The sequence below is a fragment of the Streptosporangium sp. CA-115845 genome, assembly GCF_050943795.1.
Classification (GTDB): domain Bacteria; phylum Actinomycetota; class Actinomycetes; order Streptosporangiales; family Streptosporangiaceae; genus Streptosporangium.
In genome coordinates this window covers 7,237,938-7,261,105 of sequence record NZ_CP191988.1, presented here as the reverse complement: position 1 = coordinate 7,261,105, position 23,168 = coordinate 7,237,938, and the positions used below count along the sequence as shown (strand labels likewise).

At 71.5% G+C, this 23,168-nt stretch carries 13 protein-coding genes; 7 read left to right on the top strand and 6 right to left on the bottom strand.

All coding sequences use genetic code 11. From position 1 onward, the window contains the following. The first annotated feature begins 189 nt into the window (after positions 1-189). Complete coding sequence (locus ACQP0P_RS34575; protein ID WP_433363179.1) at positions 190-2,262, top strand: DNA gyrase/topoisomerase IV subunit B; 2,073 nt, start codon at positions 190-192, stop codon at positions 2,260-2,262. Between the two features lie 48 nt (positions 2,263-2,310). On the opposite strand, the gene ACQP0P_RS34570 is transcribed toward ACQP0P_RS34575, so the two are convergent. Continuing rightward, the gene (locus ACQP0P_RS34570) at positions 2,311-2,805 is read right to left on the bottom strand and encodes a beta-class carbonic anhydrase (protein WP_433363176.1); all 495 of its coding nucleotides are present in this window, start codon (positions 2,803-2,805) and stop codon (positions 2,311-2,313) included. Between the two features lie 165 nt (positions 2,806-2,970). On the opposite strand from ACQP0P_RS34570, the gene ACQP0P_RS34565 reads away from it, so the two are divergent. Then, positions 2,971-3,288 carry a hypothetical protein gene (locus ACQP0P_RS34565; protein ID WP_030920235.1) on the top strand — a complete coding sequence of 106 codons (318 nt, stop codon included), beginning with the start codon at positions 2,971-2,973 and terminating at the stop codon, positions 3,286-3,288. Positions 3,289-3,452: 164 nt separating this feature from the next. On the opposite strand, the gene ACQP0P_RS34560 is transcribed toward ACQP0P_RS34565, so the two are convergent. Continuing rightward, entirely contained in the window at positions 3,453-5,945 is a 2,493-nt protein-coding gene (locus ACQP0P_RS34560; protein ID WP_433363172.1) for a DNA gyrase/topoisomerase IV subunit A, read from the bottom strand. Positions 5,946-6,172: 227 nt separating this feature from the next. Next, positions 6,173-6,757 carry a GNAT family N-acetyltransferase gene (locus ACQP0P_RS34555; RefSeq protein WP_433363169.1) on the bottom strand — a complete coding sequence of 195 codons (585 nt, stop codon included), beginning with the start codon at positions 6,755-6,757 and terminating at the stop codon, positions 6,173-6,175. 246 nt (positions 6,758-7,003) lie between these two features. Between ACQP0P_RS34555 and ACQP0P_RS34550 the strand changes: the two genes are divergently transcribed. Next, on the top strand, positions 7,004-7,825 hold the full coding sequence (locus ACQP0P_RS34550; protein ID WP_433363166.1) for a TauD/TfdA dioxygenase family protein: 822 nt from the start codon (positions 7,004-7,006) through the stop codon (positions 7,823-7,825). A gap of 122 nt (positions 7,826-7,947) precedes the next feature. On the opposite strand, the gene ACQP0P_RS34545 is transcribed toward ACQP0P_RS34550, so the two are convergent. Continuing rightward, positions 7,948-9,570: a SulP family inorganic anion transporter gene (locus tag ACQP0P_RS34545; RefSeq protein ID WP_433363163.1), complete on the bottom strand. Its 1,623-nt coding sequence runs from the start codon at positions 9,568-9,570 to the stop codon at positions 7,948-7,950. Positions 9,571-9,776: 206 nt separating this feature from the next. On the opposite strand from ACQP0P_RS34545, the gene ACQP0P_RS34540 reads away from it, so the two are divergent. The 4 genes from ACQP0P_RS34540 to ACQP0P_RS34525 all read left to right on the top strand — a co-directional run bounded on the left by ACQP0P_RS34540 (position 9,777) and on the right by ACQP0P_RS34525 (position 18,402). After that, complete coding sequence (locus tag ACQP0P_RS34540) at positions 9,777-11,846, top strand: RecQ family ATP-dependent DNA helicase (RefSeq protein ID WP_433382259.1); 2,070 nt, start codon at positions 9,777-9,779, stop codon at positions 11,844-11,846. A 657-nt stretch (positions 11,847-12,503) separates the two neighbouring features. Beyond that, a complete protein-coding gene (gene lanL, locus ACQP0P_RS34535; protein ID WP_433363160.1) occupies positions 12,504-15,293 on the top strand; it encodes a class IV lanthionine synthetase LanL in 2,790 nt (929 codons plus the stop codon). Beyond that, positions 15,269-17,113, top strand: a complete 1,845-nt coding sequence (locus tag ACQP0P_RS34530; RefSeq protein WP_433363157.1) for an alpha/beta hydrolase family protein — start codon at positions 15,269-15,271, stop codon at positions 17,111-17,113. Before lanL ends, ACQP0P_RS34530 begins: the two co-directional genes overlap by 25 nt. 242 nt (positions 17,114-17,355) lie before the next feature. Continuing rightward, entirely contained in the window at positions 17,356-18,402 is a 1,047-nt protein-coding gene (locus ACQP0P_RS34525; RefSeq protein WP_433363154.1) for a radical SAM protein, read from the top strand. 36 nt (positions 18,403-18,438) lie between these two features. Here ACQP0P_RS34525 and ACQP0P_RS34520 read toward each other — a convergent pair whose 3' ends face one another. Further along, positions 18,439-21,786 (bottom strand): BTAD domain-containing putative transcriptional regulator, encoded by a 3,348-nt coding sequence (locus ACQP0P_RS34520; protein ID WP_433363151.1) that lies wholly within the window; start codon positions 21,784-21,786, stop codon positions 18,439-18,441. Between the two features lie 401 nt (positions 21,787-22,187). Next, positions 22,188-23,081: a carbohydrate kinase family protein gene (locus tag ACQP0P_RS34515; RefSeq protein ID WP_433363148.1), complete on the bottom strand. Its 894-nt coding sequence runs from the start codon at positions 23,079-23,081 to the stop codon at positions 22,188-22,190. Positions 23,082-23,168: the final 87 nt, after the last annotated feature.

The window sequence follows — 23,168 nt, the reverse complement described above, 5'->3', positions numbered from 1 at the left end:
GAGAGAACATCTAACCCGATACGAACGTTCCCAACCGACCCCCTGCTACGCCCAGAGCGGAAAGCGGCCGAAAGTAACGATGATCACGCTGGATGTAACGCCGTTGTCCACCGGATGGCAAGCTTGTACGCGTCGTGGCGGGAAGAACGGTAAGCTGCGCACACGTGTTCGACAGAGCTGGGAGTGGGTGTGACCGCAGTTAGCGCGGAGACGGGTTATACGGCCCGCCACCTGTCGGTGCTGGAGGGGCTCGAAGCCGTCCGCAAGCGCCCCGGTATGTACATCGGGTCAACCGACAGCCGCGGTCTCATGCACTGCCTGTGGGAGATCGTGGACAACGGGGTCGACGAGGCCCTGGCCGGTTACTGCACCCGCATCGAGGTCGAACTCCACGCCGACGGCTCCATCGAGGTCCGTGACAACGGCCGGGGCATCCCCGTCGACATCGAGCCCAAGAGCGGCCTGGCGGGCGTCGAGCTCGTCTACACCAAGCTTCACGCCGGCGGGAAGTTCGGCGGCGGTTCCTACGGCGCCTCCGGTGGCCTGCACGGCGTCGGCGCCTCCGTGGTCAACGCCCTCTCCTCGCGGCTGGACGTCGAGGTCGACCGCGACGGCCGGATCCACGAGATCAGCTTCCGCAGGGGCGTTCCCGGCGCCTTCGAGGGCGACGGGCCCAAGGCCAAGTTCAAGAAGAAGTCGGGGCTGCGTGACGGCGGTGCCGCCGCGAAGAAGGTCACCGGCACCCGCGTGCGCTTCTGGGTCGACCACCAGATCTTCCTCCCCGAGGCCGAGGTCTCCCTCGACGAGATCCACGTCCGCCTGCGCCAGACCGCGTTCCTGGTCCCCGGCCTCACCCTGGCCGTGCGTGACAGCCGCGGCGAGGAGGCGGCCGAGGAGGAGTTCCACTTCGACGGCGGCATCTCGGAGTTCACCGAGTTCCTCGCCCGGGACGAGGCGGTCTGCGAGGTGCTGCGCCTGCAGGGCGTGGGCCACTTCCACGAGACGGTCCCCGTCCTCGACGACCTGGGGCACATGACCCCGACCGAGGTCCAGCGCGAGCTCACCGTGGACGTGGCGGTGCGCTGGGGCAAGGGCTACGACAGCACGGTCAGGTCCTTCGTCAACGTGATCGCCACCCCCAAGGGCGGCACCCACGTCAACGGCTTCGAGCGCGCCCTCGTCCGCACCCTGAACGAGCAGCTGCGCGAGACCCGCCTGCTCAAGAACGGCGACGCCCCGGTCACCCGCGAGGACATCATGGAGGGTCTCACCGCGGTGGTGACCGTCCGGGTGCCCGAGCCGCAGTTCGAGGGTCAGACCAAGGAGGTCCTGGGCACCTCGGCGGCCTCCCGGATCGTCGCCCACGTCGTCTCGCGTGAGCTCAAGGAACTGCTCGCCAACCCGTCGCGCACTGTGAAGCCGCAGCTCCGCGCGGTCCTGGAGAAGATCGTCGCGGCGGCCAAGGCCCGTATCGCCGCCCGGGAGCACCGCGACAACCAGCGCCGCAAGACCGCCCTGGAGAATTCGGCGCTCCCCGCCAAGCTGGTCGACTGTCGCAGCGACGAGGTCGACCGCAGCGAGCTGTTCATCGTCGAGGGCGACTCGGCGCTGGGCACCGCCCGCGCGGCCCGCGACTCGGAGTTCCAGGCGCTGCTGCCGATCCGAGGCAAGATCCTGAACGTGCAGAAGGCGTCCGTCGCGGACATGCTCAAGAACGCCGAGTGTGCCGCGATCATCCAGGTCATCGGGGCGGGTTCCGGCCGATCCTTCGACATCGAGGCGGCTCGCTACGGCAAGGTCATCCTGATGGCCGACGCCGACGTCGACGGGGCGCACATCCGCTGCCTCCTGCTGACCCTGTTCCACCGCTACATGAAGCCGATGGTCGAGGCCGGGCGCGTTTTCGCCGCCGTGCCGCCATTGCATCGGATCGAGGTCATCAACCCCAGCCGCGGTCACGGCAAATACGTCTACTGCTACTCCGACGCCGAGCTGCACAAGGTGCTGCGTGATCTGGAGCGCAGGGGTAAGCGCTGGAAGGATCCGGTCCAGCGGTACAAGGGCCTGGGCGAGATGGACGCCGACCAGCTGGCCGAGACGACCATGGAGCCCCGCCACCGCACCCTGCGCAGGGTCCGTATCCAGGACATCGAGGAGGCCGAGCGTATCTTCGCCCTTCTGATGGGCAGCGACGTGGCCCCGCGCCGGGAGTTCATCGTGAGCAGCGCGGCCGAGATCGACCGCGACCACATCGACGCGTAGCGGAGCGGGCCGCGGGCCGCGGGCCGCGACGGGGCCGGATCCCGAGGCTCAGATCTCGACCGGCATCAGCTTGCCGGTGCGTACGTCGTAGACGGCGCCGCCCACCGGCATGCCCGCCGGAAGGAACGGGCTGGTCCTGATCCGGGTGAGGTCGTGGCGTAGCGCCGCGTCCTGGTCGGGGACGGTGTGGAAGTCCAGGCTCCGGGTGTCGATACCGTGGCGGGCGGCGATCGCATGCACCTCGTCGTCGGTGACCTTGGTCATGCCGCAGTCGGTGTGCGGCATGACCAGTACCCGCTCCACCGCCAGTAGGTTGACCGCCAGGACGAGCGTACGCAGCACGTCGTCGGTCACCCTGGCTCCGGCGTTGCGGAGGATCTTGGCGTCACCCGGCTTCAGGCCGAAGAGACCCAGCGGATCGATCCGGGAGTCCATGCAGGTGACCACCGCAAGGCCGCGAGCCGCCTTGCCGGTCAGTTCCGCGTCGGTGAACGTGGCGGAGAACTCCTCGTTGGCGGCCAGCAGGTCGTCAAAGGCACTCACGTACGTATCCCTTGGTCGATGAAGTTAACGGACTAATGATGCTTCATACCCGTTTGGTGAGAGTTGTCGGGGGCGCCTCAGGTGACGACTTCACCAAGATCCCACCCTCTGGACTCGCATTGAGTGATGATGTCGTCACTCAAAGTCCGGGAGGTGGAGAGGGTAATGAGCAGGACGGAATCGCTGGCCGACTATCTCCGTGACCAGGGCAGGCGGAAGCTGGACCGGGTGGAGTCCAGGGACGGGGGGCGCAACGCGCGCTCGGCGCTGGCCCTGCTCGACGCGGCGGCCTACACCCGGTCCCTGAAGGAGGACGACCCGTTCGTGGCCGTCCTCGTGGAGGCGGGGTGTTTTGGGCCGTACGGGGCCGGTGGGTTCGATCCGCCGGATCGAGTCGCCCGGGTCATCCGCTTCTGGGAGTCGGGTGAGCCCTGGCAGTTGCTGATGGCCATCAGGTTCGCGCTCCAGGGGGCGCTCACCTGAGATCCCGAGCGGATCCCGAGCATCGCGCAGTGCCGGGTGGCGTCGCGGGGGTCGGGGGACGCGACGCCGGCGCCCGGTGCGCGGGACCCGTCATCCCCGCCGGCCCCGAGGAGCCTCCGTCGTCCTGACGGGGGCTCCTCGGGGTCCTGCACAGGGGATGAGGATCATTCCGGGGAGGTGGCCGCCCCCTGGTCCTGCCAGCCGTCCTCGGCGCACAGAGAGCCGCCCACGGCCGACACCGTGTGGGTGAGCCGGACCCCGGAGCCGTCGCGGCGGCCCAGCTCCTCGGGGAGCGGCACGGGCTTGCCGACGGCCGAGACCGCGCGGGCCGGGCCGGGGCCCGCCCAGGCGAGCAGCAGGACGTCCTCGCCCTTGAGGAACCGCTGGACGCGGACACCGCCGGTGCCGCGGCCCTTTGGCGGGTATTCGGCGAAGTCGGAGATCTTGGCGCCACCGATCTGGGTGCCCGGCAGTGCGGTCGAGGAGCCGGCGATCGTCACGACCTGCGACTCGCGGGAGGGGTCGACCACGCCGAACCAGACCACCACGGCGTCTCCGTCCAGCCGCACGCCGGCCATGCCGCCCGCCGGGCGGCCCTGCGGGCGGACCGCGGAGGCGGGGTAGCGCAGCAGCTGGGCCTCAGAGGTGATGAAGACCAGGTCGTGGTCCTCACTCGTCAGCTCCGCCGCGCCCACCACGGTGTCGCCGTCCTTGAGGCCGATGACCTCGAAGTCGTCGCGGTTGGCCGGGTAGTCGGGGACGACCCGTTTGACCACGCCCTGCGCGGTGCCCAGTGCCAGGCCGGGCCCGTCGGGGTCGAGCGAGCCGACGCCGACGACGGTCTCACCCGGGTTGAAGGTGACGTATTCGGTGACCGGATGGCCTCCGGACAGCGACGGCGGGTTGGCCGAGCGGGGCAGCGTGGGCAGGTCGACCACCTGAACCCGGATCATCCGCCCCTGGTTGGTGACCACGCCCACCTCGCCCCTGACCGTGCTCCGCACCGCGGAGACCAGCACGTCGTGGGCCGAGCGGTCACCGTCGCCGGCCAGCGGCGAGGCGTCGGCCGTGCGGGCCAGCAGTCCGGTGGACGAGAACAGCACCAGGCAGGGGTCGTCGGCGACCTCCAGGGGGGCCGAGACGTTCCTCACCACCCCCGAGGACTCCAGCAGCACCGTGCGGCGCGGGGTGCCGAAGGTCTTGGAGATCTGGGCGAGCTCGTCGGAGACGACCTTGCGGAGCCTGTCGTCGGAGGACAGGATCGCGGTCAGCTCGGCGATCTCGTCACGCAGCGTCTGGCTCTCGCGGTCGAGCTCCAGCTTGTCGTAGCGGGTCAGGCGGCGCAGCGGGGTGTCGAGGATGTAGTTGGCCTGGATCTCCGACAGCTGGAATGCCTGCGTCAGGCGCTCGCGGGCCTGGGCGGAGTCATCGGAGGAACGGATGACCCGGATCACCTCGTCGATGTTCAGCAGGGCGACGATGAGGCCCTCGACGAGGTGCAGCCGCTCCTCGCGCCTGCGCCTGCGGTACAGCGAACGGCGGCGGACCACGTCGATACGGTGGTCGACGTAGACCTGGAGCAGCTCGCGCAGGCCCAGCGTGCGCGGCTCGCCGTCGACCAGCGCGACGTTGTTGATGCCGAAGGTCTCCTCCATCGGGGTGAGTCGATAGAGCTCCTCCAGCACGGCCTCGGGGATGAAGCCGTTCTTGATCTCGATGACCAGGCGGAGGCCCTTGTGCCGGTCGCTGAGGTCCTTGAGGTCGGAGATGCCCTGGAGCTTCTTGGCGGTGACCAGCTCCCTGATCTTGGTGACCACGCGCTCGGGGCCGACGTTGAAGGGCAGTTCGGTGACGACGATGCCCTTGCGGCGGGGGCTGACCTGCTCGATGGCGCACTTGGCGCGCATCCGGAAGGTGCCACGGCCCTTGGCGTACGCGTCGCGGATGCCGTCGAGGCCGATGATCGTGCCGCCGGTGGGCAGGTCGGGGCCGGGGACGAACCGCATCAGGTCGTCGAGCGTCGCCTCCGGCTTCTTGATCAGGTGGCGGGCGGCGGCGACGACCTCGACGAGGTTGTGCGGCGCCATGTTGGTGGCCATCCCGACCGCGATGCCGGTGGCCCCGTTGACCAGCAGGTTGGGGAAGGCCGACGGCATGACCGTGGGCTCGGTCTCCTGGCCGTCGTAGTTGGGTTTGAAATCGACGGTGTCCTCGTCGATCGACTGGACCACGGCCATGGCCGCCGAGGCCAGCCGGGCCTCGGTGTAGCGCATCGCGGCGGGCATGTCGTCGGGGGAGCCGAAGTTGCCGTGCCCGTCGATGAGCGGCAGGCGCATCGAGAACGGCTGGGCCATCCGGACCAGCGCGTCGTAGATGGCGGTGTCGCCGTGCGGGTGGAGCTTGCCCATCACGTCGCCGACGACGCGCGAGGACTTGACGTGGCCCCGGTCGGGCCGGAGACCCATCTCGCTCATCGAGTAGAGGATGCGGCGCTGGACCGGTTTGAGGCCGTCCCTGGCGTCCGGCAGCGCACGCTGGTAGATGACCGAGTATGCGTATTCGAGGAAGCTGGTGCGCATCTCGGTGGAAACGTCGATGTCGACGATCCGCTCCTCGAAGCCCTCGTCGGTCGGGGGTGTGGTCGTCCGTCGAGCCATCTGATTTCCTGCGCGCGCGCCCCGGCCGTCAGGCCGGGGGGGAGGCGCATCCTCCTTCTGTCTTCGTGGTCGAACCGTTGGCACCGGCTCCCCTGGGAGCCTCAGGCCGGGGCGTCCGGCGGGAGACCGGGTATGGTACCGAGACTCGATACCATACCCAGCTCATCCGACACCTTCGGGCCTTCCTCGGCCTGCCGCCGAGGGCTGCCGCCGTTCCGGGCGGGGTGTCAGGGGGTGTCGCGGGTCCTGGGGCCCGCTCCGGGCCAGGGGCCGGGGGTCTCCCCCTCGTACTCGTCGCCGGGCACGTTCAGTTTGGTGTCGTAGATCCTGAAGCCGCGGGCCTGGTAGTTGGCGAGCGCCACCGGGCTGTCGAGGGAGCAGGTGTGCACCCACACCCGCCGGGTCGGCTCCCGGCCGGGCTGCCGGTCGGCCAGGTCCCAGGCCCTGGCGGTGCCGACCTCCAGCAAACGGCCGCCGACGCCTCTGCCGATCGCCCACGGCAGGAGGCCGAAGCAGGTGATCTCGACCGTGGCGTCGTCCTGGGGGGCGAGCTCGACGTAGCCCGCGGGGGTGCCGCGGTGGTAGGCCACCCACGTCTCCACGCCGCCCTCCAGCCAGTCGCTCCACTCCAGCCAGGTCCACGGAAGCCGGTTGGTCCAGTGCCATTCTCCGCCGACGGCCGTGCTGAGAAACCGGCTGAACTCGGGCGAGGGCACCTCGGCGGATACGACGTCGATCTCGATCGACGGCGATTTGGCGGGCAGCAGGTCCGAGCGTGAGGTCTGTTCGAGATACCAGGTGGTGACGTCCATAGTGGATGCATCAAACCATGGCGCGGAGCCTGCCAGCTCCCTCACTCCCCGCCGACCCGGCGCGACCTTCTCGTGAGGGTGTCCGCAGTGGGCGGGGCCCGCCCTCGACCGGTGCCGGTCCGGACTGTGTTGCTTACCAAGCAATTGCTTGTTTTAGTGGATCGGGCTAGGCTCGGAAAGAGGGCTGGGTAAGGATGACCTAACCTTCGCGAATGCCGTGCGGCCACGATGGAGGGGCGTCCGAAGATGATCGAGTTCAAGCCCGTGACCAGGCACATCGGCGCCGAGGTGAGCGGTGTCGAGCTGCGCAAGCCACTGTCGGAGGGGGAGGTTCAGGAGATCCGGCGAGGCTGGCTGGAGCACAAGGTCCTCTTCTTCCGCGACCAGCACATCAGTGACGAAGAGCACATCCGCTTCGCGGAGAACTTCGGCTCGATCAACCACCCCGCCTTCAAGAAGGACGGCGGCACCGCCATCCACGTCCTCGACCAGACCGACCCCAAGGGCGAGGGCGGCGACGAGTGGCACAGCGACAACACCTTCGAGCCGGTCCCGCCGATGGGCTCGCTGCTGCGCTGCGTGCAACTGCCCTCCGTCGGCGGTGACACCCTCTGGGCCAACGCCCACCTGGCCTACGAGACGCTCTCGCCGCCCATCCAGCGGCTCTGCGACGAGCTCACCGCGATCCACGACATCACGGCCTCGATGAAGAAGGCCATCTCCAAGGGGCACGACTTCGACCTCGAGCAGGTCCAGGCCAAATGGCCGCCGATCGAGCGTCCCGTGGTGCGCACGCACGCCGAGACCGGACGCAAGGCGCTGTTCGTCAACCGCTCCTCCACCACGCGGCTGGTGGGGTTGTCCGACCGGGAGAACGAGGCGTTGCTGCCCTACCTGATCGACCACATCCGCTCTCCCGAATACCAGGTCCGGCTCAAGTGGCGGCCGGGCACGCTGGCCTTCTGGGACAACCGGAGCACCCAGCACTACGCGGTCGCCGACTACACCGAGCGCCGCCGCATGCACCGGGTGACGATCAACGCCTTCCCCGAACACCTGGACGCCTAGGCCCTGCCCGGCGGATCTCGCCGTGGCGAGGATCGGCCGGGTGGTGTCTCGCCGCGGTGACCGGCGGCAACGCGGCGAGGCACGGCCTGACCGCGATGGGCAAAAGATCCAAGGGGCGGGGCCTAGGAGCCGCGGGCACGGTAGGCCGTGACGGCGGCCTCCACGCCCGGATGCAACCGTCCCCGGTCGGACAGCCACCCCCCGATGCCCATACGTCCGAGAAGCTCAAGGGGCTGGAGGCTGTCGAGGGCGACCCACAGGTCGATGCCGTGCTGTCGTACCAGGCCGTAGAACTCCCTGGCCGCCGACACCGCGGTGAGATCCATGCCGGGCACGCCGGTCAGGTCGAGAAGCACCGCCCGGGGCCGGGGGGTGGTGGCCTCGATGAGCGACCTCACCCGATCCGCCACCCGCCGGGCGTTGGCGAAGTACAGGCGGCTCTCGATACGCACGATCAGCAGCCCCGGCTCGGTCTCGTCCGACGGGTGACGCCTGAGGTCGCGATAGGCCCCCGACTCCGGGTCGCGGCCCAGGGGGTAGATCGGCGGGTTGTCCACCTGGTGCAGCAGCAGAAGTATCGAGATCACGACCGCGGCCAGCACGCTCTGCATGATGCCGAGGCCGACCGCCACCAGCATCGTGACGCAGGCGAGCGCGAACTCCGGCCGGCTGGCCCGCCAGATCGCCGCCAGCCCGTGGACGTCGATCAGGCGTGCCGCGACGGTCAGCACGATCCCGCCCAGGACGGCCGTGGGCAGCGGGGCCAGGACCGGGGTGAGGAGGAGCAGCACCACCGCGGTGCAGAGCGCGGTCACGATCTCGGCCCGCTGGCTCCGGGCGCCGAAGGCGTCGTTCATCTCGCTCTGCGTCATCCCACCCGCCGCCGGGTAGGCACGGAAGATCCCGCCCACGGCGTTCGCCAGTCCGAGTGCGAGCAGTTCCCGGTCGGCGTCGAGCGGCGGGTCGTCCAGGTGCCGGAAGATCCTCGCCGCGGTGATCGACTCCACGAAGGCGAGCAGCGCCATGCCGAGGGCCATCGGCGCCAGTGCCCTTACCAGGCCGAGGTCAGGCAGGAGCGGGGTCGGCAGGCCGCCGGGCACCCTGCCGACCGTGGCCACGCCGTACGAGGACAGGTGCGCCAGGAAGCTGATCAGTGTGACGATCGTCACCGCCACCAGCGGGCCCGGCACGTGGGGCACCCGCCGAAGCACGACGAGCAGCACTATCACCCCGGCCGCCACGAGCATCGTCGGCACGTTGGCCTCATCCAGCCTGCCGACCGCGGAGAGCAGCCGGTCGAAGACCTTGGTTCCCTCCGCGTGGACGCCGATCACCGTACCGAGCTGGCCGGCCGCGATGGTCAGGCCGATCCCGCTCTTCAGGCCGGTCATCACCGGGTCGGAGATGAAGTCGGCGAGGAATCCCAGCCGCAGGACGCTCGCGGCCAGCAGGATCACCCCGGTCAGCACGGCCAGCGTCGAGGCGGCCGTCAGCGGCGCGGTCCCCGGGGGCGTCGCCGCGAGGGCGGCCGCCGTCAGCGCGGACAGGGTGGAGGTGGTGCTGACCGACAGCGGGCGTGAGGTGCCGAGCAGCGCGTAGGTGATCATCGGGACCAGCGCGCAGTACAGGCCCGCCTGCACGGGCAGCCCGGCGATGGTGGCGTAGGCCACCGCCTGGGGCAGGACGACGGAGGCAGTGGTGATCCCCGCCACCGTGTCGGCGCGCAGTCTGCTGAGGTTTGGCATGTGGATGGAGCGCGGTTCTCCCTGGTGTGCCCGGTTGGTGATCCCACTGTCCTACCGGTGCCCGCGGGGGGAGCCGAAGAGGCTCCGGCGGTTCGGTCAAGGTTCGGCCATCACCGTGCGACGTCGTCCGGGCGGAAGGCGCCGCCGGAGTCCGGAGTGAAACAGTCGGCTGGACCTGGTACCAATGACCGGTGAGCGAAGAGCAGATGCTGCGAGAAGAGGCCGAGGGGCGGCTGCGGGCGCTCGCCGGGGAACACGCCCGGCTGCGCGAGGACCAGTGGTCGGCCATCAGGGCACTGGTCATGGACCGGCGCCGGGTGCTCGTCGTGCAGCGCACCGGCTGGGGCAAGTCGGCCGTCTACTTCATCGCCACCGCGCTCCTGCGCGAGCTGGGTGAGGGGCCCACCGTCATCGTGTCCCCGCTGCTGGCCCTGATGCGCAACCAGATCGCCGCCGCCGAGCGCGCCGGGATCAACGCGGTCACGATCAACTCGGCCAACCCCGAGGAGTGGGAGCGGGTCTACCACCAGGTCGCCGAGGGTGAGGTCGACGTGCTGCTGGTCAGCCCCGAGCGGCTCAACAACCCCGACTTCCGCGACCACGTGCTGCCCGAGCTGGCCGAGAGCGCGGGCCTGATCGTGGTCGACGAGGCGCACTGCATCTCCGACTGGGGCCACGACTTCCGTCCCGACTACCGGCGGCTGCGCACGCTGTTCGGGGAGCTCACCGAGGGCGTGCCGATCCTCGCGACCACCGCCACGGCCAACGCCAGGGTCACTCGCGACGTCGCCGAGCAGATGGGCGAGGAGACGCTGGTGCTGCGCGGCGCGCTGGAGCGCGACAGCCTCCATCTCGGGGTCGTGCGGCTGCGCGGCGCCGAGCAGCGCCTGGCCTGGCTCGCGAGCACGCTGCACGAGCTCCCCGGTTCCGGCATCGTCTACACGCTCACCGTGGCCGCGGCCCAGGAGATCGCCGCCTACCTGCGCGAGCAGGGCCACGAGGTGGTCGCCTACTCCGGGCAGACCGAACAGGCCGAGCGGCTCGCCGCCGAGCAGGCGCTGCTGGACAACAAGATCAAGGCGCTGGTCGCGACCTCCGCGCTCGGCATGGGCTACGACAAGCCCGACCTGGGCTTCGTCATCCACGTCGGGGCCCCGCAGTCCCCGGTGGCCTACTACCAGCAGGTCGGCAGGGCGGGCCGCGGGGTCGAGCGGGCAGAGGTGATCCTGCTGCCCGGCGCAGAGGACCGCGACATCTGGGCGTACTTCGCCTCGCTGGCCTTCCCGCCGGAGCCCGTCGTGCGGGCCGTGCTGGCCGCGCTGGAGGAGGGCGGAGTGATGTCCACGGCCGCCCTGGAGAACCGGGTGGATCTCAGCCGGAGCCGCCTGGAGACCATGCTGAAGGTCCTCGACGTCGACGGCGCCGTGCGCCGGGTCAAGGGCGGCTGGGAGTCCACCGGCGAGCCCTGGGAGTACGACGCCCCGCGCTACGCCAGGGTCGCCGCCGAGCGGGAGACCGAGCAGCGGGCCATGCTCGACTACCTCGACACCACCGGCTGCCGTGAGGAGTTCCTCCGCCGCCGCCTGGACGACGACACCGCCGCCCCGTGCGGGCGCTGCGACAACTGCACCGGCGCGCACCGCTCGCCCGAGGTGGACGAGCAGGCCGTGCGTTCGGCGGCCGACCGGCTTCGCCGGCCCGGGGTGGAGGTCGAGGCGCGCAGGCAGTGGCCGACGGGGCTGACCGATCTCAAGGGCCGGATCAGGCCGGAACTGGGCGCCGAGCCGGGGCGGGTGCTGGGCAGGCTCACCGACATCGGCTGGGGCAATCGCCTGCGCGGCCTGCTGGCCGACGGCGCCTCCGACGAGCCGATCCCTGACGACGTCTTCGCCGCCGTGGTCAAGGTGCTGTCGTCCTGGGAGTGGGCGCAGCGCCCGGTCGGTGTGGTCGCGGTGCCCTCGAGCAGCCGCCCACAGCTCATCCGCAGCCTGGCCGAGCGGCTGGCCCAGGTGGGGCGCCTGTCCTATCTGGGCGATCTCGGCTACCGGTCGGGCCCGCCGGGACGGCAGTTCAACAGCGCGCAGCGGGTCCAGGCGATCCGGGGCACCCTCGCCATGCCCTCCGCCCTGGGCGCGGCCGTCGCCTCGGCCCAGGGACCGCTCCTGCTGGTCGACGACCGGATCGACACGGGCTGGACGATGACCCTGGGAGCCGCCATGCTCCGCCACGCCGGAGCCCCTGCCGTGCTGCCCCTCGCCCTGGCGGTCACCAGCTAGGAGGGCGCCGGACGGTGCGGCTCGCGGCTCGGAGGCCAGCCCTCCCGGCCGGGGATACGGGCCGAGGCCGGGGTCCGGCGATCCGGCGGGTGGTCACCGCCCGTCCCGGCCTGCCGGATCGGGAGAAGGCTCCCAGCCCGGCCGCCTTTGCCGGCTCCTGCGGCGGTTCCGGATCGACCGCCGTCCCCGTGGCGTGGTGGTGGGCACGGTCCGTCGATCGCTCCAGGTCTCACCATGTGAGAACCCCTTTAGCCTGCGTAAACAGGCCAGACATCGCCGTGACCAGGAAAAAGGCGAGCCGGAGCGCTTCCCGTGAGGCTCGTCTCGACGGAAAACGAGTGGCGTGCTCAGCTTCCCGGCCCTTTCTCAACGAGCTCTCCTCTTGGGGCCGGGGAGTTGCCGGCGTGCACTCCTGACGATGCCGACGATGATCGGGAGGTTCTTATGGGCCACTTAGCCGCTCTTAATGCGCCCTCCCGGCACGGGCCGGCCTGCGGGCGTGGAGACCTTAAGGCCGCCGTTAGGCGCCGCCGGCAGGCTGGTCCGCGTCCGGAGGATCACCAACGGAACCGGTCACGGGTGAGATCCGGGCAGTCATTTCGCACCAATGGCTCGGCATCGGCCCATGCTGGAGAACACGAATGGAGATTCGGCGTCGTGAGTGAACGTGGTTCGGCGGGGGACGGCGTCTCCGGTGCAGACCGTCACGTCCTGGGGGACATCGCTCGTGCGACATTGCGCCGCATGGCGGGTGACAAGGACTCGATGCTCGGTGCCGGGTTCGACGGCGTCCCAGATTGGGATTTCCGCGTCGATTCGCCCTGGACGTACGTGACTCCGGCCGGCGCGACCACGCGGGCGCAGGGATGGAAGCTGCATGTGGCGGCGACGCCGTTGTCGGCTTCGGTGGTGCTGGCGCGCGCGGTGCGGGTGCTGGGGCGCCGCCGTTGTCCCTTCAAGTACGCCACCGACTTCGACGAGCTGGGTCGGCTCGTGGCACGCAACCAGGATCGTGGGTCGGTGGGCAAGTTCATCACGGTCTACCCGCCCGACGACGCGAGCGCGGTGCAGATCGCGGAGGAACTGCACGAGGCCACCTACGGCCTGCCGGGCGCGCCGATCCTCTCCGACCGGATCTACCGGCCGGGCAGCCTGGTGTACTACCGCTTGGGGGTGTTCTCGGCGCCCAGCGTGCTCGACAACGACGGCTCCTACGCCTCCCGGCTGACCGCGCCCGACGGCACCCAGGTGCCCGATGAGCGCAACGCGTGGTACTCCCCGCCGGCCTGGGCGGCTTGCCCCTTCGAGTCGGGCCAGGCTCCGGTGCGGACCACGGCGCCGCAGGCGGTGTTGCTGGCCGATCGGTTCGTGGTGCGCGAGGCCATCCGGCACGGCGCCAAGGGCGGGGTGTTCCTGGCGGAGGACCGCGCGGACGACGGTCAGGTGGTGATCAAGCAGGCGCGTCCCCACCTGGGCGCCGGGCTCGACGGAACCGACGAGCGGGACCGGATGCGCCACGAGGCGCGCATGCTGGAGATCTTCGGACCGCTGGGCGTCACGGCGCGCAAGGTGCTCCTCTTCGAACAGAACGACAACCTGTTCCTGGCGCAGGAACACATCGCGGGCACCCCGCTGAACGGCTGGGAGGCCGCTCAGCACGACCGGCCCGGCGCCGTGCTGGGCGTTCTGCGCCGGATGGCCGCGCTGGTCGCCGTCGTGCACGAACAGGGCCATGTGCTGCGCGACCTGACGCCCAACAACATCATGGTGACGGAGGACGGCGACTGCCGCCTGATCGACCTGGAGATGGCCGTCGTGCCCGGCGCGCCGGTCGGGCGCGCGTTCACTCTCGGTTACGCGCCGCCCGAGCAGGTGAACTCCGCCCTGTACGCTCCCGCGCTCGGCGTGGAGGCCGACCTGTACGCGTTCGGGGCGACGACGTTGTTCACGGCCACCTCCTGCCAGCCGCCCCACCTGCGGGACCGGCCCGCCGACGCGCGGTCCTGGGACGAGCGGGTGGAGACGGTGGTGCGGGTGGCGACCGCGGGCGACCCGCTGGCCACCGCGCTGTCCCCGCTGATCCTGGGCCTGATGCGCGAGGATCCCGCGCAGCGCTGGGACCTGCCGCGGGTGCGGGAGTTCCTGGACGACGTGGACGTCGCCGCCCTGGGGTCCGCCACCCGGACCGCCGGTTTCCGTCTGGGCGCGGCCGAGCAGGACCGCTTGCTCCACGACGGGCTCGCCTACACGTTGCGCACCATGTCGCCCGGCACCAGCGAGCAGCCGGTCGCCCGCCTGTGGCCCAACTGGGGCTTCGGCCTGACCGCCGACCCGTGCGCCGTCCAGTACGGCTCCGCCGGGGTGATCGCTCTGTGGGCCGCCGTGCTGGACCCCGCCCGGGCGGACGACGCGCTGCCGCCGGACACCCGGGCCCGCCTGACCGCCGCCCTGCGGGACGCGGCGGACTGGACGGTGCGGCGGCTGGCGCGCGAACAGCGGCCCTCCCCAGGTCTGTACTTCGGCCGGGCGGGCATCGCCGTGGCCCTGCACGACGCCGGCCGCGCGCTCGACGAGGAGAGCCTGCGCACCGCCGGCGTGGAACTGGGGCTGGACCTGCCGGTCGCCTGGCCCAACCCGGACATCTGCCATGGCGCGGCCGGGACGGGGACGGCCCTGCTGCACCTGTGGCGCGCCACCGGCGACCCGCGATTCCGGGACCTGGCGGACGCTTGCGCCGATGGCCTGCTCAAGGCGGCGCAGCGGACCCCTGACGGTGTGCTGTGGCCCATCCCCGCGGACTTCGGTTCCGTGCTGGCGGGTGCGGAGCACTACGGCTTCGCGCACGGCGTCGCCGGGGTCGGCGCGTACCTGCTGGCCGCCGGGATCGAGCTCGACCGGGACGACTGCCTGGAGGCCGCCCTACTCGCCGGGAAGACCCTGCTCGGCGCGGCCGGGTATCACGGGGAGAGCGCCTGGTGGGCCGAGGGCCCGGGCGGCGGGACGAAGCTGCCGCACTGGTGCAACGGCTCCTCCGGGGTCGGCACCTACCTGGTGCGCCTGTACGCGGCGACCGGGGACCAGCGCTTCCGGGACGCCGCCCACGCGGCCACGCTGGCCGTCCACGGCAGCCGGCTGGTCTCGGGGACGGCCGCGTGTCACGGAATCGCCGGCGACGGGCAGTTCCTGCTGGACATGGCCGACCTGCTCGGCGAGCGCGCCTATCACGACCAGGCGGAGGAACTGGCGGCACCCTTGTGGGCCCGCGCCGTCCTGCGCGACGGGCTCATGGTGGTGCCCGACGAGCTCTCCGGCGAGGACATCTCCGTCGCCTGGAACACCGGGCTGGCCGGGGTGCTGGACTTCCTGTACCGGTTGCGGCACGGCGGCCCGCGCCGGTGGATGGCCGAGACGGGCGCCGAGGCATGGACGCGCGGCGGCGAGGCGTGATGATCCCCGAGACGATGAGCCCGGTCGCCGCGGTGACCGGCGGGCGGCGGAGGTCGTTCGTCCACCGGCTGAACTTCCGCTTCTCCCCCGGCGGGAGGTACGCCGCCTGCCTGGCCGCCGACGATCGCGACCCCGCGATGTACCCGGAACTGTGGGATCTCACCGGCCCCGAGCCCCGGCCTCGGGCGGTGCACACCCGGGACGGCGAGACCGCGGCGAGCGTGCCGCTGCCCACGGACGACGGCGACCTGCTGCTGTGCCGGTCCGGAGCCTACGGCTCGCGGCTCACCTTCGCCGCGTCCCGTGCCGAGGGCGGGTGGCCGGTCGAGGAGGCCGAGCTGATCGCCGTCCGAAGAGGCGGTCTGCGGCTCCTCCCCGGCACGGCGCGGATCCCCACCCTGGTGCTGGAGATGGACGGGGACGGGGGCACCACGGTGTGGCGCCTGCCCGGCGGGGCCGTGCCGCCGGAACAGATCACCTGGGTGCCGCACCTGATCGGCGGAGCGGTCTGGCTCGACGAGCGCGGGCACGCCCTCGCGCTGGCCACCGGCGAGCCGGGGGCGGGCACCATGGTCCTGGATCTGACGCGCGGCACCATCACGTCCCTCGGCCTGCCCGCCGGCGAGCACCTGCTGCTGGCCGCGCCCCGCGGCGGGGTGCTGCTGACCGCCGCGTCGCGCGGTGGCGGCTACCGGCTCGGCGTGCGCCGCCTCGACGACCCGGCGCCGACGGCCTTCCCCGATCGGCTGAACGCCGTCGAGGGCAGCGTGACCCCGCTTGCGCTGGACCCCACCGGGCGGCTCCTGGCCCTGTCGGTCACCCGCCGCACGTGCTCCCACCTGCTGGTTCATGATCTGACGGCGGACGCCCCCGGCGAGATCGAGCTGCCGCCCGGCGCCCTGCATCCGACGGCCCACTGGTCCGACGCCGGCCTGCATCTGGTGCACAGCGCCGCCGACCGTCCGACGGGCGTCATCACGATTCCGGACCCGTCCCGGCCGAGCGTCCTGGCCGCGACCGGCGAGCACTGGTCCGGGTGGGCCTCGCCGCGGGCGCGGGAGTATCCGGCGCCGGCGGGCAGCACGGAGGCCGTCGTGTACGGCGATCCGGCCGGCGCCCCGCGCCTGGTGGTGGCGCTGCACGGCGGCCCCGAGGCCGCGTGGCAGCTCAGCTTCGACCCGCTGTTCCAGCGCCTCGCCGCCGAGGAGATCGCGGTGGTGGCGCCCAACCAGCGGGGCAGTACCGGTTACGGCGCGGCACACCGCGAGGGCATCCAGGGCGTCTGGGGCGGTCCCGACCTCGCCGACATCCTGCACCTGGGCCGCCGGCTGGCGGCCGGCCGCGGTCCGGGCCGGCCGCGGCCCATGCTCTACGGCGCGAGCTATGGCGCATACCTGGCGCTGCTGGCCGCGGCGGCGGAGCCGGACCTGTGGGAGCGGGCCGTGGTCGTCGCGCCGTTCCTGTCCGGTCGGCTGCTCTACGAGGACGGGCCGGTCTCGGTGCGCAACCTGATCGACCGGCTGGGCGGGTGCGAGGAGATCCACGATGACGACCTCGGGCCGCGCGATCTGCTCCGGCTGGCCGACCGCATCCGGCTGCCGCTGCTCATCGTGCACGGCGAGCATGACCCGATCATCCCGGTCGACCACTCCCGCCGCCTGCGCGAGCGGCTGCGGCGAACCCGCCACCCCGACGCCGCACCGGTGACCTACCTGGAGGTTCCCGGCGCGGGCCACGACCCGCTGTCCGACATCGGCGGGCATGCCGTCAGGGAGCGCGTGCTCGGCTTCCTGCGCGGCGGGCAGGACCGCGCCGACTGAGGCGCGGGCCGCCGGACCGGTTCCCCGGGACGCGCATTTCGGTCCGTGCCCTATCGCCCACCGCATCAGCTCCGCGATCCGAGGCCGGCGCATCCTGCTGCCGGACGGCACCGCCGCGTACACCGGGACCCACGCGGACCTGCCGACCCGTTCCCCCTGTACGCCGACCTGGTCGGGCACTGGACGAACGACCGAACACCCGGTGCCCGTCCCGGGCCCCCGCTCTCGACGAGGAGGTCCTCATGAGCGCCCCCGTGAACAAGCCCACCGACATCATCTGGGACGTCACCTACGCCTGCCCCCTGCGCTGCATCCACTGCTACTCCGAGTCGGGCAGGCGCCCGGCCCGGCAGCTGGGCCACGGCGACATGCTGCGGCTCGCCGACGCGATCATCGCCATGCGCCCGGACTCGGTGGAGTTCGCGGGCGGCGAGCCCCTGGTGGTCAAGGGGATCTACGAGGTCGCCGAGCACATCGGCCGGGCGGGGATCACCGTCAACCTCTACACCGGCGGATGGACACTCACCCCCGAGACCGCCGAGGAGGCGGCCCGGGCCTTCCAGCGGATCACCGTCAGCATCGACGGGACCGACGCGAAGGTGCACGACCGGGTACGGGGCAGGGCCGGCTCCTTCGACCGCGCGATGAACGCCCTGGCCATGCTGGACGACATCGCCGCCCGGCGCGCGGCAGAGGGCGGCACTCCGCCGGTCTTCGGGATCGACTGCTCGGTTGTGCGGAGCAATTTCCACCAGTTGCCGGATTTCTGCGCAGACATCGCCCCCCGGTTCCCGCGGATGCGCTTCCTCAACCTGGCCGCGGCGGTGCCGTCCGGGCTGGCCAGCCGACCCGGCTTCGCCGAGACCGAACTGCTCGGCAACCAGGAGCTCGGCACCCTGACCAGCGAGGAGTACACCGAGCGGCTGCGGTCACTGGCGCCGGCGTCGCTGGCGGTGACCACCTCCGACAACTTCATTCTGATGATGCACCCCGGCCTCGTCGCGAGCTACGGGTTCACGCTGATGCAGATCGAGCCCGACGGCGAGGTGCGCGCCATGCCGATCTACGAAGGGTGCGTGGGAAACCTGCTGACCGAGGCCCCGGACGTGCTCTGGCGGCGCGCCGTCGAGCGGTGGAGCGATCCCTTCGTGGTCGAGACGCTGTCCCAGGTGCGCTCCATGACCGACTGGGCAGAGGCGGTCCGGCGTATCGACCGCCGGTTCGGATTCCCGGAGGTGCTCGCGCGCATCGACCGCCGCCCGCCGTGGCCGGCCGCGCAGCCCGCGTGAGCCCGAGGCCCGCCCGGCCCCGCTGTCCGGCGGCTACTACGACGGCGCCGGGCGTCCGGGGGCCGGGACGGTCTCGTCGAGGGCGGCGGCGAGCAGATCCAGGAAGTGGTCTACGGGACCGATGCAGGCCACCGCGGATCCGCCCGAGATCCGCCCGGCGTAGGGCCGCAGTTTCCTCCAGGTCGTCCGGCATGCCGGCAGGTCGCCGACGGCGGCCTGGGCCGCGCCCTGCAAGCAGGTCATGGTCAGCCACGACCAGTCCATCGGCGGGGTCGGCCACCCTTCCCGGGCCAGGGCCCGGGCCTCGTCCAGGCGGCCCTGGGCGCACAGTTCCAGCACCCGGGCGTCGTGGTCCACGCTGGGATGGATGCCGGCTATCTGGTCGATCAGCGGTCCGGCCTCGGCGATGGCGCCGCGCTGGTAGCACAGCATGAGGCGGCCGTTCGCCACGACCGCGCCCGCGTACCACATGCCGAGCCGCTGGGTCTGGCGTTCGGCATCGTCGTACAGGGCGTCGGCCTCGTCGAACCGGCCGCCCAGGGCGAGCCGGTTGGCCCGCCACATGGTGTGCTGGAACCGCGGCCATGGGAGTTGCAGGTGATCCAACATGACGTCGCAGCGTGCGGCGACTCGGTCCGCCCCGTCCAGATCGGACATCTCCAGCTTGTAGTGGGTGTCCATCATGTAGGCGAGCAGTTCGAATCCCGGCGTCCCGGTGTCCAGCGCGAGCCCGTGCAGCTCATCGGTGATCTCCATGAGCTCGCCGATGCAGGTCACCTGCGGCACGGACAGCGAGCGGGCGTTGAGCGCCCGCATGAGCAGGTGCGCGTCACCGATCCGGCGCGCCATCGCGACCGCTTCGGCGGACAGGGAGAGGCAGCGGGTGTTTTCGGCGCCACCGTCGTACAGTTCCTGGGCCAGGCCGCCCAGCAGCAGCGTCCGCTCGGCGCTGTCGGTCTCGGGCAGCCGGCGCAGGGTGTGCTCGAACTGCTCCACCAGCTGCAGTTCCACCGGCTCGTACGGGTTGCGCAGCGTCCAGATGGCCGGGGCGTCCAGCGCGGTGAGGGCGCGGGCGGTCAGCTCGGGGCCCGCTCCGGCGCGGTTGGCGACCCGCAGGGCCTGCGCGCGGACCTGGCGGGCGCCCATCGCGTCTCCCGCCTCCAGCAGGGCGCGCACCTGCTGCAGCAGGAGCTCCACGTGTTCGGTGGGGTCGCCGCCGCAGGCGCCGTGCGCGGTGACGGCCCGGCCCCACCAGGCGGCGGCCTCCCCGTACGCCGCGCGGGAACTCGCGTGCCGGGCCACCGCGCGGGCCCAGTGCGCCGTCTCCCGGTACGCCGCCGGGCCCGCCTCCACCGAGTGATAGGCGATGGTCGTCACGTCGGCGCTCGGCTTGGCCGACAGCGCGGCCATCACCTCCCGATGGATCATCGCCTTCCGCAGCGGTGGGACGTCGCGGATCAGGGTCTCTCTGACCAGATCGTGGACGAATGTCATGCATCCGTCGCCGGTGACGATGAGCTCGGCCTGCGCCGCCCGGTCCAGCAGGCCATAGGTGTGCGTCGCGTCCGGCTCCGACGCCTGGCACACCTCCGCGACCAGGCCGGGATCGAAGCTCCTGCCGATCACCGCGGCGATGCCGAGCACCTCGGTGGTCCGCGGCCCAAGCATGGCCAGCCGTTGCCTGATCAGATCGGCCACCGCGTCCGGCACGATGTCCAGGCCCTGGCCCTGGGCCAGCAGGCGGGCGCTCTCGCAGACGAAGAACGGGTTGCCGCCGGTCCGCTCGGCCAGCCGCTCGGCCGCGGGGCCGTCCACCTTGCCGCCCATCTCCTCGGCGAGGGCCCGAACCTCGGTGGTGGTCAGGCCGCTCAGCCGGATGCGCACCAGATCGTAACGGGCGAGATGGTAGAGGACCTCGTCCACCGAGAGCTTGAAGGCATCGTTCGGGGAGGCGCCGGGGTGATTCGTCAGGTCGCGGTACGCCGCTTCGCGGAACGCGGTGACCAGGGTCAAGGAGACGTTCCTGGCCTGCTCCCCGGACAGTACGACGACGTTCCGGAGCAGTTCGAGCGTGGCGGAGTCGGCCCAGTGCAGGTCGTCCAGGATGATCACCAGAGGCCGGAGCCGCGCGGCCTCGATGAGCCACTGCGCGATGAGCTGGTTGCGATGACGCGGCGCCGTCCCGGGCGCGCCGGTGAGCCGCTCGTCGCTCAGCAGCCCCGCCAGCGCCTGGCGATCCGGGGGCGGGACGGACTCGGCCAGCGCGCGCAGCACCTGCAGCCACGGCCACAGCGGTGGCACCCCCTCTCCCTCGTGGCAGCGCCCCCACAGCACCAGATAGCCGAGATCGGCGCAGTCGTCGCGGAACGCCTGCAACAGCCGGGTCTTGCCGATGCCGGGCTCGCCGCTGACCGCGGCGGTCACCATGCCGTTCCGGTCCATCAGGATGGGGAGGGTCGTCAACGTCGCGAGCTGCCGATCCCGCCCGATCAGATGCCCATGGGCGGGCCCCGGCAAGGAGACCTCGGCGGACACGGGGGGCGAGGGGGGCTCGGGCGGGAAGGTGAGCGACCGCGACTGCTGGAGGATGTCCTTCTCCAGCGCCTGCAGCTCAGGGCCCGGATCGAGGCCGAGTTGTTCGGCGATGACCTTCCGCGCCCGGCGCAACGTGGCCAGCGCGTCGGCCTGCCGCCCGCTGCGGTAGCGGGCCAGGGCGAGCAACCACCACAGCCGCTCGCGAAGCGGATGTTCCCCGATCTCGGACTCCAGCTCGTGGACCACCGCCTGCGGGCGGCCGAGAGCCAGCAACGCCTGGGTCCGGCGCTCGATCGCGGTCAGGCGCAGCTCGCACAGGCGGTTCACCTCGGCGATCGCCCACAGCTCGTCGGCGAACTCGCCGTAGGGCAGGTCGCGCCACAACCGCAGCGCCTCCTCCAGGAGGGTGAGCGACTCCGCGGGCGGGCGCTGTTCCGCGTCGGAGACGAGCCTGCCGAAGCGCAGCGCGTCGACGTTCGCCGTGGCGAGCATGTAGCCGGGCCGCCGGGCGACCAGGAGCCGCGGCGGGGTGCGCGGAGCCCGGTCCGGTTCGATCGCCCGGCGCAGGTTCGATATGTGGACATGGATCGAGGCCAGCGCGTTCACCGGCGGCGCGCCGTGATACAGATCGTCGATCAGGGTGTCCGTGGAGACGACCGTACCCGCCGCGGCCACCAACCGGGCCAGGACGGCTCGCTGCCGCGGACCGCCGAGGCTGACGGAGGCCTCGGCGGCATAGGCCTCGAAGGGACCCAGAACCCGGAACTCGATGCTCCGCTCGTCGTCTGGTCGCCCGTGAAGCGACTTCTCGACCCCGCTCTCCGAGTGCCCTGCTTCACTGCCCCGCACGTTGCCTCCTGGCGAAGAGTGGTTCACGACGTCGTCTCATGATCGCCGGAAACCCGGCTCCGCCTCGTCACTCGTGCGGCGGATTTCGGCTCAGTCGAAAGTGGGACACTCTCCGTCCCCGCATGGTGTTTCTCCTGCGACCGGTGCCAGGAAAGAGCCGGTCAGGCTGAAGCCGAGCCGGGTCGTGCCGGCCTTGTCCGACACCGGCTCTCAGTCGTCTTCCAGCGGCGTTCACGCCGCGATCAGCTCTTCCGGTTCCCACGCCCGGCGACCGGCGTGCTCGCTCGTCCAAACTCGTGACGATCACGAACCGCGACCGTGATCTATCGCAGCGCTACTTGGCGGCCGGGGCCATGTGGGAGAGGACCGCCGAATCGGGTCTGCCCGGCCAGGGGACCCCGCTAGAGGCGGGGGCGGGCGCCCAGGTGCGAGATGGCCCGGGAGGCCAGGTGGCAGCCGGAGGCCAGGGCCTCGGCCGGAGGCTTGCCGCCGAGCCAGGCCGGCAGGAAGCCCGCGGTGAAGGCGTCACCGGCGCCGGTGCCGTCGACCACGCGTTCCACGGTCCCGGCGGGGACCTTGATCGGGTCGGGGCGGTTGTTGCCGAACCAGAGCGCGCCCTCGTCGCGGAGCTTGACGACCACCTGCGGGAACCAGGCGGTGAGGACCTTGGCGGCGGCGGCGGGATCGTCGCGGCCGGTGAGGACCTTCGCCTGGTCGGTGTTGGCGAACAGCAGCTTGGCGCTCTGCGTCCACTCCAGGAAGGGCTCGGCTCCGGTGCGCTCCAGGGGAGCGGAGGAGGAGCAGTCGACCGAGACGGACATCCCGGAGCGGCGAGCCATCTCCAGCGCGGCCATACCGGCGTCGCGGGAACCCTCGTTGATCAGTGTGTAGCCGGACAGGTGCAGGTGCCCGCCCTGGGAGAACAGGTCGCGGGGCAGATCCTCGGGGGACAGGGCCGCGTTCGCGCCGGGGTCGGACAGCATGGTGCGCTCGCCCTTGTGGGTGACGAGCACCACGCAGGTGCCGGTCGGCCGCTCGGGGTCCATGACGAGGCGGGCGTCGACGCCGTAGCCCATCAGCTCCATGTCGCGGTTACGGCCGGTGATGTCGGCACCGCGCCGCCCGATGAAGGCGACCTCCGTGCCCTCGACGGCGAGCCAGGAGGCGATGTTGGCCCCTGAACCACCGCCGTGCATGGTGACGACCGCCGGTGTGTCGCTGGCCCTCGCCAACGGGTAGCGAGCTCTCGCGACCGCGTCGGTCATGAGATCGCCCACCACGACCACCCGCGTCATGATGTCACCACCTTGCTGCCTTCGATGCCGACGTGCCTCTAGCCGTGCTTCAAGCCGTACCTCTAGCCGCGAAAAACTTAACAGCTT

What these genes read in the sequence shown, in the direction of transcription:
- ACQP0P_RS34565 (WP_030920235.1), top strand. Translation starts at nt 2,971, where the DNA reads ATGAGCAGGACGGAATCGCTGGCCGACTATCTCCGTGACCAGGGCAGG.
- ACQP0P_RS34560 (WP_433363172.1), bottom strand. Translation starts at nt 5,945, where the DNA reads ATGGCTCGACGGACGACCACACCCCCGACCGACGAGGGCTTCGAGGAG.
- ACQP0P_RS34555 (WP_433363169.1), bottom strand. Translation starts at nt 6,757, where the DNA reads ATGGACGTCACCACCTGGTATCTCGAACAGACCTCACGCTCGGACCTG.
- ACQP0P_RS34550 (WP_433363166.1), top strand. Translation starts at nt 7,004, where the DNA reads ATGATCGAGTTCAAGCCCGTGACCAGGCACATCGGCGCCGAGGTGAGC.
- ACQP0P_RS34545 (WP_433363163.1), bottom strand. Translation starts at nt 9,570, where the DNA reads ATGCCAAACCTCAGCAGACTGCGCGCCGACACGGTGGCGGGGATCACC.
- ACQP0P_RS34540 (WP_433382259.1), top strand. Translation starts at nt 9,777, where the DNA reads ATGCTGCGAGAAGAGGCCGAGGGGCGGCTGCGGGCGCTCGCCGGGGAA.
- ACQP0P_RS34530 (WP_433363157.1), top strand. Translation starts at nt 15,269, where the DNA reads ATGGACGCGCGGCGGCGAGGCGTGATGATCCCCGAGACGATGAGCCCG.
- ACQP0P_RS34525 (WP_433363154.1), top strand. Translation starts at nt 17,356, where the DNA reads ATGAGCGCCCCCGTGAACAAGCCCACCGACATCATCTGGGACGTCACC.
- ACQP0P_RS34515 (WP_433363148.1), bottom strand. Translation starts at nt 23,081, where the DNA reads ATGACGCGGGTGGTCGTGGTGGGCGATCTCATGACCGACGCGGTCGCG.